We start from the raw sequence: 12,889 nt of genomic DNA on the forward strand, positions 1-12,889 counted from the left end.
TTTCTGCTATGATTGCATCACTGATTTAAAGGACTGCGAGTGGGCGAAACGATTGCCAAAAACAAAAAAGCCTATCATGACTACGAGATCCTCGAAAAATTCGAAGCGGGGCTTGTGCTCAAGGGCAGCGAAGTCAAAGGGATTCGGGCCGGACGGGTCAATCTCAAAGACAGCTTTGTCAAGATCGTCAGAGGCGAGGCTTTTTTGTTCAATGCCCATATCGGACGGCTGGAGACGACGCACCACTACTACGGTCACGAGGAGCGCGGCAGCCGGAAGCTCCTGCTGCACAAAAAAGAGATCGCCAAGCTGATCGCCGCCGTCGAAAAAGAGGGGCACACTATTGTCCCGCTGCAGCTCTATTTCAACCGAAAGAACATTGTCAAGATCCAGATCGCCATCGCGCGGGGTAAAAAGCTGCACGACAAGCGCGCCGACATGAAAGAGAAAGATATGAAGCGTGATATCGAACGGGCGCTCAAAGACTATTAGCAGCTTTTTATCGGCTTGTACAGAGCCGTGTTTTCCGAGATTATTTGTGTTTTGTTCCCTTTCTTCTTTGTGCGCACAAAGAAGAAAGGGAACCCGAAAGAAGAAAGTGCGACAAGCTGCCGCTTTCGGGACACTCCACTCTCTAGTGATCCGCTCGACACGCTAACTATCGTTTATGACTCAAAAGAAGAAATTTCTGCTACTGCTTCCTTGTTGTATTATCCCGCGGCTCGCATGACCTCAATCAGGGTGATGAGTATGGCGACGACGGCGGAAGCGATGGCGACCCTGTCCGCTCTTTTTATGGCCTTGTAGATGCGTTCGAGTTCGGGGTCGTCGAGGTCGGCGAATTTGTGGGCGCGGATGTATTTGACCGCTTCGCGGAAGCGGGGGTCGCCGAACTGGATGTTCCAGCGGGGGCGTCCCATGGCCTCATAGCGTGCAGGATGGTGGTCGCGCAGGCGGTTCAGAAAGGCGTTTGTCTCCAGCAGTTGCTTCAGTACGGCGATGATGAAGAGGGCGGTGGCGGTGATGAAAAACAGGTTAAGTGTCATACGGATTCCTTTTGCAGGAAGCAGTTGGTGGTAAATAGGGAGTGGGGAAGTGTGTTGGGTGTGAAGGGCGTCCGCAATTACTTGCGGAGCTCTTTGATACGTGCAGATTTACCGGCACGGTCGCGCAGGTAGAAGAGTTTCGCACGGCGTACACGTCCGCGGCGAAGTACTTTGATCTCGTTGATGCTGTCGCTGTAGATCGGGAAAACACGCTCGATACCGATACCGTTGGCACCGATTTTACGAACTGTGATGGTTTTACCCGTTCCCTGACCGCGCATTGCGATACATACACCCTCGTAGTTCTGAACACGAGTTTTGTCACCCTCTTTAATGGTAACAGCGAGGCGTACGGTATCACCGGCGCGGAATTCTGGGACGTTCTTTTCAGCGACTTGAGCATTTTCGAAATTTTCGATGTATTTATTTCTCATACAATGTCCTTTTTCTATGCCTTTTAAGCTGCTCAGGCCTGAAGAATTTAGTCTTGCATTCTGACAAGGCAATTTTGAGTGCCGCAATTTTACTGTGGTTTCCCTTTAAGAATTCTGATGGCACGCCCATATTCTCAAAAAGCGGGGGCTTTCCGTAGGATGGGGCTTCCAGCAGGTGGGTCTCAAAGCTTTCCGTCTCCAGCGACTCGCTGTTTCCGAGTACGCCTTCGAGGTTGCGGGCAATGGCATCTGTCATCACCAGCGAGGGCAGCTCCCCGCCGGTCAGGATGTAATCACCGATACTGAAGAGTTCGTCCGCAAAGGTCTCGATGACCCTTTCGTCTATGCCTTCGTAGCGGCCGCTGACAAATGCGACATGGCTTTTCTTGGCAAGGCGTTTGGCGTCGTTCTGCACAAACGGTTTGCCGACAGGGGTTGCGAAAACGATATGGACGTCCGGATCGTTTTCACGGAGTTGTTTCAGGGTGTCGAAGAGCGGCTGCGGGGTCATGACCATCCCGGCCCCGCCGCCGACGGCGGTGTCGTCGACCTTGCCGTGCTTGTTCGTCGTAAAGTCGCGCGGGTTGAGGTAGGAGACGTTGAACAGTCCCTTCTCCTGTGCCCGCTTGAGGATGGAGTCCTGGAAATATCCCTCGATCAGGTTGGAGAAGAGGGTGACATAGGTAAAAGTCACGACTCCTCCAAGATGGCCATCGCGCCGTGTGCGGTGATCAGGGCCGCATCGGTATCGACGCTTTCGACGAAGGGCGGCTGTTTGGGAAGCAGGAACTGCTTGGGCAGCCGCTGCTTTGTCAGCGCTTCGTCGGTCTTGATCTGCAGGTAATCAACCGCGCCGATGCGCTCGATCTCCAGCACCTTGCCCAACGTCACACCGTCTTCCGTGACCGTGCAGCCGATCAGGTCGAACCAGAAGTGCTCCCCCTCATCGAGGTGGCACATTTCGCGGGTACGGCCGTAGGTCGTGTAGAGCATGACGTTGGTGAAGCGTTTGGCGTCTTCGGGGGTGTCGATGCCTTCGAGTTTGACCAGTTCGCGCTCCATGTTGACCGTTTCAAACCGCAGCGGGGTACGCTCTTTGGTATAGAAGGTCTCGCCGGGGATGAACTGTTCGGGAAAATCGGTGAAGAGGTGCAGCTTCATTTCGCCGTGCAGGCCGACGGTGCGGCCCAGCGTGGCGATATGCAGCAGCCGGTCGTTATTCTGCCGCTTCGACATTGATGCGGTAGCTTTTGCCGTCTTTGGCCTTGCAGCCGGAGATGACGGTTTTGATGGCGCCGATCATTTTGCCCTCTTTGCCGATCAGCTTGCCGATATCGGCGCCGTTGGCATAGAGGACAATTTCGGCCATATCGTCACCTTCGAACATCTCGACGCGGATGTCCTCGGGATAGGAGGCGATGAGACGTGCGTATTCGGCGACGAAATCGGTGACCATGATTACTTGCCGGTGATCTTTTTGACGCGGTCGCTCATTGTCGCGCCGACGCCGATCCAGTAGTTCAGACGCTCTTCGTCGATCTTCTGCTCTTTGGTCATCGGGTTGTACCAGCCGATCAGTTCGATCCAGCCGCCGTCACGGCGTTTGCGGGAGTCAGTAACCGCAACGCGGTAGAAAGGCTGTTTTTTGCGTCCCATACGGGTAAGACGGATTGTTGTCATTGTTCGTTCCTTCGATAAATAATAAGGTGAATGGTTTTCGGGAAGGTCGGAAAAAGAGGGTAGTGCAGCGGAACGATGAAGGAGTCACTCAACAATGGATACCGCGGCCTCTAACCGTCTTATCGGAGACGTTCCGTGCAAACCGTTCGGGTATGCGATACGCCAATGTCACAGAGGTATTGTTCATAAGCGTAAAACGATGGCGGGATTATAGCGAATAATTCGGGATTGCACAAGGGCGGGGCCACCCCCGCTTCATTTGGCGAAGGGCACGCACTCCTGGATGGCGGTGCATTCTCAGGGTCTCGGCTCTATCCTGATCTCTATTTCGTCGGCATTGTTGTTTTCATTGCGCTCTGCGATGGCATGCCCTGCATCGGCAATGACTTTGACGTAAAGCACGTCAGGCGTACCTTTGACCCTGCCGTAGATGATGTGCTGTGTGAGGGACTCCCCGGGTTCAAGGTTTTTCGTCACCCAGATGGTCTTCTCCTTGTGCACGGGGCCGGAGTAGCCGTACCTGAACTGGACCGTGATCTTGAACTTTTTGCGGCTGTGCCCGTCATAGGCAAAAACGTTTTCGATGGTGGCGTCCAGTTCAAGGGGTTCGTTGACGTAGAGCTTGCGGACATGACTCAGTATGGTGCCGCCTCGTTGGGTATAGGCCGTGATACCGGTCACCGTCAGGTCCGGTTTTTCGACAGGCTGCTGGGTAGAGGAGGGGGGCACGATTTTCTGGGGCACCTTGGTCGAGACGGCGGGGCGCTGTATCTGCACCTGGGGCTCTATGGCAAATGCGGCGAGCGGCAAGAGAAACAGGGGGAGGTAAAGAGGGCGTGTACGCATGATCTCTCCTTGTGGGAAAATGCACGAAGATGTGACCATTATAACAGTTTCGCTGCGACGGAAGAAATCGATAAAAAGGGTGAAGGCAGGAAGCGCCGCATGCAAACGAAGCGGCGGGGGTATCAGCGCGGGAACTTGCCGCCCTGCATCTGGCTCATCATGTTCTGCAGATCCTGCATCCCTTTTTTGCCGGAGAATTTCTTGGCCATCTTTGCGGCGTTTTTGAACTGCTTGAGGATACGGTTGACGTCCATCTGGTCCATCCCGGCCCCTTTGGCCAGACGCTGCTTGCGGCTGTTGTTGAGCAGGTCGGGGTTCTCGCGCTCTTTGGGGGTCATGGAGCTGACCAGCGCCTTGATCTGTTTGAGTTCCTGGGAGTTCTCCAGGTCGAAGTCCTTGAGCGCCTTGGACATGTCCCCCATGCCCGGGATCATCCCCAGCAGGGATTTCATGGAGCCGAGCTTCTTCATGCTCTCCATCTGCTCGAGGAAGTCGTTGAAGTTGAACTGCCCCTTCTTGATCTTCTGGGTCAGTTTTTTCGCCTGCTTCTCATCGATGACGCTTGAGGCCTTCTCTGCCAGCCCCTCGATGTCCCCCAGTCCCATCAGGCGGTTGACGATGCGGTCGGGGAGGAAGATTTCGAGGTCCGCCATTTTTTCACCGGCACCGATAAAGCGCAGCGGCACCTGAACCTGAGAGGCGATGCCCAGCGCGACGCCGCCTTTGGCGTCACCGTCGTATTTGCTCAGGATCACTCCGTCGATCCCGATCTGCTCTTTGAAGCTCTGGGCGGTGCGGACGGCATCCTGCCCTGTCATGGAGTCGGCGACGTAGAAGATCTCGCTCGGCTTGGCGGCGTCGCGGACCTGCTTGAGCTCCGTCATCAGCTCCTCGTCGATGGCCAGGCGTCCGGCCGTATCGACGAGCACGACGTCGTAGAGGTTGCTTTTTGCTTTGGCCATGGCCGCCGTGACGACCTCCACCGGGTTCTTGGTCGCCTCGTCTTCATACAGGTCGACGCCGATCTGCTCCGTGATCTGGCGGAGCTGTTCGACGGCGGCCATACGCTGCAGGTCCGCCGCGACGATGAGGACCTTCTTCTTTTTCTGCTCTTTGAGGTAGGTGGCGAGTTTCCCCGTCGTCGTCGTTTTTCCCGAACCCTGAAGGCCGGTCATCAGGATGACGGTGGGGGGATTTGCCGCAAAAACGAACCCCTGGTGCCCTTCGGTTTTCAGCAGGTCGTGCAGGGTGAAGCGCATCGCGTCAAGGAACTGGTCCTTGCCGATACCGGCTTTCTTCGTATCCAGTTCGACGCGGTCGATAAGCTCTTTGACAACCTTGTGATGGACATCGGCTTTGAGCAGCGCTTTTTTCAGTTCGACAAGCGCTTTCTTCAGCGCCTTTTCATCGTCGTGGAAGCGGATCTTTTTAATGGCGGACGTAAACGAATCCGTCAGGGTATCAAACACGGGTGCTCCTTATGCTCTGCGTCGCAAAGCTGTTCAATCAATAATATATGGGTGCGATATGAGTGAAGGCGCATTATAGCGAAACACCCTTTGCAGGATGTTTGATACGCTGCGTGCTTACCATATATAGCAGTATGTGACTGCCCTCTATGGTAGCTGTTGAAAAGGGCCTCCGACGCTTCTGCCGGTATCGCTAAGGGGAAAATACAAATTTCTAATATCCATATTTTTACAAATAAGTACAAACGGAAAAAGTTAATAAAAAAAAATTATTAGAAATAAATTGAAGTGAGCGCATATTATACACCGTAAAAAACCAAAATACAACATTTATAAGAAAAAGTTTTATTAAGTATTCTTTTTTTTTCTTTAAATGTGAAAAAAAGTAACAGCTGTAACAGGTTGAATAACGGATTTTTGAATATATGTAGGGCAACATCGCCTAGAGAATGGCATAATTTTCTTACCGCAACTCGAAAGTACAATTTGGCGTCAGGATTTTCAGTCAATTGCACTCATTTGGGAAAGGGTAAGAGGTGGCATCGGTAAGGGCTGAATGTCGCTGAGTGTTACATTACTTGTTGGCCGAGGCGAGCCGTATGGGATGGTGCTTCATCTCCAAACGGTTTTGGGCGGGTTGAACTGATCCGTAATCTGGGATCTGCATGGACTGCTATTGTGCATTACAGATTTCTATCACAATATATAAGGAAAAAACAATGAAACAATCACTACGTGGCGTTCGGGGTATTATGATGTCAAGTGCCGTGGGGGCGGCACTTCTGCTTTCTGGATGTGGTTCATCAACCTCCACAACAGCGACATCAGGTACCGTAGTCGGTGCCGAGCAGGCAACGGCACTTGTCGGCACGCTTGAATGTGTGCTTGGTACGGCTACCGGCACGCTGACCAATGTTCTTAGCGCAGCTGATCTCAGCATCCTTACTTCCATCCCGCTCGACCTTGCCTCTGTTGCCAATGCGATGGTGGAACTCGGACTGACAACAACGGGTGTGACTGTCGGCGCTATGCTGGAGACAAGCGTATCTCTTAGCAATGTACTCGATATCATCGGCCTCGTCGGCGGCACGCCGGACGTTCTGGCAATCGTTGCCTCTATTAAAGATGCACTGGACCCGGCTACACTGCTGCAGACACTGCCGCTGGGCGACCTGCTGAGCGTTGCACCGAGCCTGCTGACACAGGTCATTGGCACGCTTGTTGATACGACTGCCGGTGTCGCAGAGACAGGGATCGATGCTCTGACCTTCCTGGATGATACGGTCATGGGTGTCGGTTACGATATCGCTGCCTGTATCCCGCAGCTTGAGCCTGTCGTTGCAACGCTCGACTGTGCGACAAACAGCGTACTGGGCGGTGCAACACTGACAGCAGAAAACCTGAAAACACTTGCGGTTGCCCTGCCGCTCGGCGACCTGCTCGGTGCCGTTCAGAGTTTGACAGGCCTGGCGGATACCGCGACACTCTCTGACCTTCTCGCCGCTCCGCTTAGCGCAGGCGACCTCCTCGGTATCCTTGGTTCACTGACCGGTGATCCGCAATCCGTCCTTTCAGATCTGACAGGCGCACTTGATCCGTCCCAGCTGACGAACATGCTGAGCCTCGGCGACCTTATCGTTGCACCGCAGGAACTCCTCGGTACGACACTCGGCACCCTGCCGGCAACCCTGCTGACAACGACAACGGGTCTGCTCGGTACGGTCGAAGGTCTGCTTGCTCAGGTGACAGGCGACCTGACATCTTGTCTGGATCCGAACCTGCTGGTCGGTTCACTGACAAGTCTGCTCGGTGCGCTCCCGCTGAATGGCGGCGCGCTTCCGCTGGATCCTGCAGGGCTTCTGAGCCTGGTCAGTGCTGACACGACGATCAATGACATTATCGCTGCGGCGAAAACACTGCCGGTCCTCAACGCGCTTCCGCTCGATGAGCTGATGGCGACGAAACTGAGCATCGCCCAGCTGATGGATATTATCAATGCACTGCCGATCCCTGCACCGGTATCTACTGTGCTGACAACAGTATTGGGTGCCGTGCCGGATCTGAACCTGCCGGCACTTTCACTGAACGACATCCTTGCGCTGCCGGGTGAAGTTCTGCCATTCGGTATCGATCCGATGGATACAAGCATCAACGGCCTCCTGACGACATCTGTCAACATGCTGGCCCTGCTGGAATCCGTAGCGCACGGTCTGAATGCTGAAGGAACAGCCTTCCTGCTCAACGCCGGTGTTGTTATGCCTGTTGTTACAACGATCGACAAGCTCGGCGGGTATGCGATCCTCGGTGGTCTGATGACCAACGTGCCGTACCTGACGCAGACACTGCCGCTGGGTGACCTGACAGGTCTGCTTCTGAACGGTGCGACTCCGACCGATCTTGGTGATCTCAGCAACCTGGTCGGTACGATCCTGGGCAGCGGTGATCCGACCGGTGCGCTTACAAGCATCCTGAGCACGCTGACAGGTGCATCTTCCGGTGATCTCCTCGGCCTGCTCGGCGGGGACCTGCTGGGTTCACTGACCGGTACGCTCTCGGATCTGCTCAACAGCCTTGGCGGCAACCTCCTCGGCGACCTGCTGACAACACTGACAAGCCTGCTCGGCGGAGCTGATGCCTCTGCGATTACTGACCTGCTCGGCGGCCTGACAACAGATCCGACTGCACTGCTGCAGACGCTGCTTGGCCTGCTCAACGCTCAGGGCCTTGCCCTCCCGCTCTAAGCACCTCTTACCATCCTTTCGCAGCGCTGGCTGCGAACAGGATACACTGCAAAACTCTAACTTTTAATCACCCAAAACATAGTATTTCAACAGTGGATTTTCAAGGGTTTTCCCAACAATCCCGATAGTTTTCATATAATATATTTTGAATTATTTTTTACTGTTATTACTATCATAAATACTATGTTTTGATTCAGCTTTCTGTGATATTATTGATTGAATTCTTCCGCGATATTCTGTCGCGGGGATTGTGGCGGGAAGCGGCCTTAACCGAGATAAAAAGCTTCAAAAACGAAGGAGTGTAAAATGCAATTGTTTTTGCAAACGAAGAAGGGGTTGGCACTCTTCCTCGGCATGGCGATGATGTTCATGCTGGCGGGATGCGGTGCAGACAGTGCCTTTGACAACAATGTCAAGGGTAGTGGTCTTGAGGTGACCGTTTCGCCTGCCGACGGGGCAACGGACGTTTTCCTCAATACGGACATTACGGGAACGTTTAATAAGGATCTCCAGCAGGCAACGTTGATCGAGGGGACAACGTTTTACCTGCTGGACCCGAACGACAGCATGGTGCCGGGGTCGTGGTCATACCTGAACAAGGTACTGCGCTTCAAGCCCGATGCTAATCTGACGGCGAACACCACCTACCGGTTCGTCATTACGAACGGCATCAGAGCGACGGACTACTCCCGTCTGGGCGGTGACGTCGTCACGCAGTTCACGACCGGAACGGGTCTGGGGCTTAACGTCACGCTCAATCCGCAGCAGGGCGACAGCAATGTCTCGCTCAATCCCAATATCACCGCGACGTTCAACGAGCCGGTGGATCTTTCAACAGTCGATGGCAATAGCTTCTATCTGCTCGATGGAAACAGCGTGAAAGTACCGGTGACGAAGATCGACCACACCGATGATAACACGACGTTGATCTTGAAACTTGCTTCCAACCTGGCGCCGTTCAGTACTTACACCACCGTCGTGACGACGGCTGTGTCGGCACCGAACGGACATACGCTCGCCGCTAACGAGACGGCCATGTTCGTGACGGGCAACTGGCTGCGCCTTGCCGTGACGATCATGCCGTCCGACGGTACGACAGGTGTGCCGATCAACACGATGGTAACCGCCACCTTCAACAAACCGATGGATCTGTCGACGCTCAATTCGGGCAATATCTACCTGATGGATGAAAACGGCACCCACGTTCCGGGTACGCTGCATACGGCAACGGATGCGAGCGGCAATACGGTCGTGACCTTTATCCTCGATCCAGGTACGACGCTGGTTCCGAACAGCGATTACACCTTCATGGTCGAAAACGACGTGACGTCCCTCGACGGCGAACAGCTGGGTACGGATGAGACATCGACCTTCACGACGGGCACCCAGACTGAGCTGCAGGTCTACATCGTCCCGATGGATGGCGCGACAGGCGTTCCGGTCAGTGACGATATCGTCGCCTACTTTAACGAGGACGTCAACGAGACGACCCTTGATGCCGCGACCTTCTATCTTGAAAATAGCGGCGGCGGCCTGCTGCCGGGTACGATCGGCTATGACAGCGGCAACTATATCGCCGTCTTCAACCCGGATGCGAACCTGACGGCGTACAACACCTACACCTTTACGGTGACAACGGGGGTTGCGGCGGTCAACGGCGACACACTTGCCAGCGACGTGAACTCAACATTCACAACCGGCAACCTGATCCGCGTCATCGATGCGGCCGTCTTCAGTATGGGCACTACTGCCGTGGCAGCCGATACAAACGAATCGGCCCTCAACGGTGTCACGGGCAATCTGCTCGGGACAAATATTTCCCTGGGCGTCGATGGCGTGCAGGGACTGGTTGCGGCGACGATCAACTACGAGGGACTGGTGGCCGCACTCAGCGGGGAAACCAATTCGACGACGGTACAGGAGCTCGTGGACAGTAACGTCAGTCTGACGACACTGCTGCAGATTATTTCCGATCAGATGCCGGCAGGACCGGGTAAAGATGCTGTGGATCAAATTGCGCAGGCTGTGGCTGACCAGGGCCTTGATCAGCCGGTAGCTATCGGGGACCTGTTGCAGTTCCCTGATAGTGTTCTCCCTGCGAATGTGACAGATGTTCTGGCCATGGATGGTATTTCGGCGGCAGAGGCGAATGTGGTCTCTGTGTTGAGTTCGGTTAATGCTGCACTGGCTCCGATTACACAAAGTGTTATCGAGATTCCACTCTCCATTCCGGGATTGACTGACGGTAACAGCACGCTTCGTGCGCAGCTGGTGAGTCCGCCGACAATTGCGCTGATGGTTCCGGGGGATACGATCCGCGCTTCCCAGGCAAGAATTCAGCTGAAGCTTACACTGACCGGTTCGGCGCTTACAGACCTGTTGTCGCTGCTTGGGCTCGGCACAGATGCGATCCTCAATATCCCGCTGTATATCGTGCTGGGTGCCGCTGAAGGCAACTTGACTACGCTTTCTGTTGACGATGTCGCGATGGCGGTACAGAACGGGCTTGCCTCAATCTACCTCGGGACGATTCCGGATGATCAGTTCTTCTCCGATCAGCCATTGACGGCTGACAGTTTCGCACCGGTAGACCTTATCAATCTGCTTGGGCTTGCAACCGTGACTGCCAAGGCGTATGCTGTCGGGGATTCGAACAATACGACGATGCACTTCTTGCCGATCAATGTACCGCAGATGGAGAGTGCCTTCGCACCGTTGGGAGATACGACAGGCTCATTGCTGGGAACATTGACAAGCAACCTTGAGCTGCAGGTGACACTGCTTGGCCTTCCGTTGCTTGATGTCAGCGCGCTTGCAGGGGCGTTGAGCGATCTGCTTGTGAACACGCTTGCACCGGCGTTGTCGCCGATCCTGAATATGCTGAGTGGCGCGCTCGGAGCGTATAGCGGTCAGGCCGATGTCACGATGCTGAGTCTGATCGAGCACTATATCGAGCAGCCGTAACAGATAGAATAGAGAATGAAAACGGGGCCATGCCCCGTGAAAAGAAGGATAATAATAATGAGAAGATATTCATTGGCAGCGGCAGCGCTTTTGCTCACCACTGCGGCGTATGCTGATTTCCCGGCGAAACGCATTGCCTTCCCGGGGTTCTATATCGGGGGCAATGTCGGTTACGCGACCGGCCGGGTAAATGAGACCGATACGGCCGAGGAAGCGTGTAACGGCGATCCGGCCTGTACCGTGATCAACTCCACCATTGACGAGAACGCTTTCGGACTGAAGCTGTTCGGAGGTTACCTCTTTAACGACTTCTTCGCCATTGAAGGGGGCTATTTCAACCTCGGCGAGCTTTCGTTCAAACACGATACGAGTACGGGGGAGACCTATAAAGGTACCGCGAAGACGCAGGGGCTCAATGCCGACGTGGTCGGACACCTTCCGATCCTGTCCCAGCTGACCGCCTTTGCACGCCTCGGTGTGATGTATGCCGAAGTCAGCAAAGACTACTCCTACAGTGGCGGCACGCTCTATGTCAATGGCGTCGCGAAAGACATGAGTCCCAGCCAGTGGGGTGCGGGCCTGAAAGTCGGCCTGGGCGTGCAGTATGACTTCACACCCCGCCTCGGTGTCCGCGGCGAATGGGAAGGCTACCACATGGAGGAGGACGCTTCCAATTCCGGTCTCGATATGAGCCTCTGGTCCGTCGGTGTCGTCTACCGCTTCGGAGAAGATCCGAACGCACCGGTCCCGCCGCCGGAGCCGGAAAAAGTCGTCGTGGTCAAAGAGGTCCCGGTCCCGGCCGAACCTGTTGTTGTCGAAAAAGTCGTCGAGAAAGAGGTCGTCAAAGAGGTGCCGTCGGAACCGGTCATCATCCGGAAGCCGGTTGAACGCGTCGTCCTGGCGACGGATGCACTCTTCGACTTCAACAAGGCTATCGTGAAACCGGAAGGTAAAGCTGCGATCAGAGACCTCGTGGTCAAACTGCAAAAAGACGACAAGCTGATCGTAACGGGCCATACGGACAGCATCGGTTCTGAGCTGTACAACCTCAAACTGTCACAGCGCCGTGCCGACGCGGTCAAGAACGAACTGGTCATCAACGGCATCGACGCCGACCGTATCGAAACGAAGGCCAAAGGGGAGAGCGATCCCGTCGCGACGAATGCGACCGATGAGGGGCGCGCGCAGAACCGCCGCGTTGAAATCGACATCATCGCTGCGCCGAAAGAGCCGGGGGAAGAGATCACACCGCCGGCGGATGAAGTTACCCTCCCCGCAGGGGAAACGAAGTAACGACACACCTGCATTCAAGGAAGGAGCTCCCCGGAGCCTCCTTCATCCCTAGAACTCTCCGAACCTTTTAACGACAACACATCATCGCTTTCTATCCTGTTTCTTGCAATCAGCATGCTGCGTGACAGGTATGCCCGCCTCAGACATTGCTGCAAAGCATATTTTTAATATTTGACGATAAAACATGACTTTTTTGCATAAAGTTTTATAAATAAAGAATATGTTCTTGATAATTTTTTGATAAATACACATAAAATAATGAAAAAATGTATTTTTTGATTTATATTAAGTCTCATGAAGATATGATTCATTTCGTTAGAAATGAGATGTCAGTGGGATGGAGGGGAAAAGTGTCACCTTCTCTCGCGGGAAGAGGTGAACGCTGTCGGTCAGGCGGTACGGCGTTTTTGATGAAT

Annotated in this window: 12 protein-coding genes; 4 read left to right on the forward strand and 8 right to left on the reverse strand. The window is 54.3% G+C overall.

What is annotated here, in order from left to right; all coding sequences use genetic code 11:
• Window positions 1-39: 39 nt before the first annotated feature.
• Entirely contained in the window at window positions 40-492 is a 453-nt protein-coding gene (smpB, locus tag ACM66T_RS02500; RefSeq protein ID WP_231020222.1) for an SsrA-binding protein SmpB, read from the forward strand.
• Between the two features lie 218 nt (window positions 493-710).
• Here smpB and ACM66T_RS02505 read toward each other — a convergent pair whose 3' ends face one another.
• The 8 genes from ACM66T_RS02505 to ffh all read right to left on the reverse strand — a co-directional run bounded on the left by ACM66T_RS02505 (window position 711) and on the right by ffh (window position 5,475).
• On the reverse strand, window positions 711-1,046 hold the full coding sequence (locus tag ACM66T_RS02505; protein WP_231020223.1) for a hypothetical protein: 336 nt from the start codon (window positions 1,044-1,046) through the stop codon (window positions 711-713).
• A 77-nt stretch (window positions 1,047-1,123) separates the two neighbouring features.
• On the reverse strand, window positions 1,124-1,480 hold the full coding sequence (rplS, locus tag ACM66T_RS02510) for a 50S ribosomal protein L19 (protein ID WP_231020224.1): 357 nt from the start codon (window positions 1,478-1,480) through the stop codon (window positions 1,124-1,126).
• A complete protein-coding gene (gene trmD / locus ACM66T_RS02515) occupies window positions 1,470-2,174 on the reverse strand; it encodes a tRNA (guanosine(37)-N1)-methyltransferase TrmD (RefSeq protein ID WP_231020225.1) in 705 nt (234 codons plus the stop codon). Before trmD ends, rplS begins: the two co-directional genes overlap by 11 nt.
• On the reverse strand, window positions 2,171-2,716 hold the full coding sequence (gene rimM / locus ACM66T_RS02520; protein ID WP_231020226.1) for a ribosome maturation factor RimM: 546 nt from the start codon (window positions 2,714-2,716) through the stop codon (window positions 2,171-2,173). The genes trmD and rimM overlap by 4 nt, the downstream gene beginning before the upstream one ends.
• Window positions 2,697-2,936, reverse strand: coding sequence for a KH domain-containing protein (locus tag ACM66T_RS02525; protein WP_231020227.1), 240 nt, complete (start codon window positions 2,934-2,936; stop codon window positions 2,697-2,699). Before ACM66T_RS02525 ends, rimM begins: the two co-directional genes overlap by 20 nt.
• Before the next feature lie 2 nt (window positions 2,937-2,938).
• Window positions 2,939-3,160, reverse strand: coding sequence for a 30S ribosomal protein S16 (gene rpsP / locus ACM66T_RS02530; protein WP_231020228.1), 222 nt, complete (start codon window positions 3,158-3,160; stop codon window positions 2,939-2,941).
• A 297-nt stretch (window positions 3,161-3,457) separates the two neighbouring features.
• Window positions 3,458-4,006 (reverse strand): CARDB domain-containing protein, encoded by a 549-nt coding sequence (locus tag ACM66T_RS02535; protein WP_231020229.1) that lies wholly within the window; start codon window positions 4,004-4,006, stop codon window positions 3,458-3,460.
• A 122-nt stretch (window positions 4,007-4,128) separates the two neighbouring features.
• Window positions 4,129-5,475, reverse strand: coding sequence for a signal recognition particle protein (gene ffh / locus ACM66T_RS02540; RefSeq protein WP_231020230.1), 1,347 nt, complete (start codon window positions 5,473-5,475; stop codon window positions 4,129-4,131).
• A 719-nt stretch (window positions 5,476-6,194) separates the two neighbouring features.
• Here ffh and ACM66T_RS02545 point away from each other — a divergent pair.
• From ACM66T_RS02545 to ACM66T_RS02555, 3 genes are all read left to right on the forward strand, one after another.
• Entirely contained in the window at window positions 6,195-8,216 is a 2,022-nt protein-coding gene (locus ACM66T_RS02545) for a hypothetical protein (RefSeq protein ID WP_231020231.1), read from the forward strand.
• Window positions 8,217-8,522: 306 nt separating this feature from the next.
• Complete coding sequence (locus ACM66T_RS02550) at window positions 8,523-11,180, forward strand: Ig-like domain-containing protein (RefSeq protein WP_231020232.1); 2,658 nt, start codon at window positions 8,523-8,525, stop codon at window positions 11,178-11,180.
• 57 nt (window positions 11,181-11,237) lie between these two features.
• The gene (locus ACM66T_RS02555) at window positions 11,238-12,473 is read left to right on the forward strand and encodes an OmpA family protein (RefSeq protein WP_231020233.1); all 1,236 of its coding nucleotides are present in this window, start codon (window positions 11,238-11,240) and stop codon (window positions 12,471-12,473) included.
• Window positions 12,474-12,889: the final 416 nt, after the last annotated feature.

Source organism: Sulfurimonas sp. ST-25 (assembly GCF_048079205.1).
Classification (GTDB): domain Bacteria; phylum Campylobacterota; class Campylobacteria; order Campylobacterales; family Sulfurimonadaceae; genus Thiomicrolovo; species Thiomicrolovo sulfuroxydans.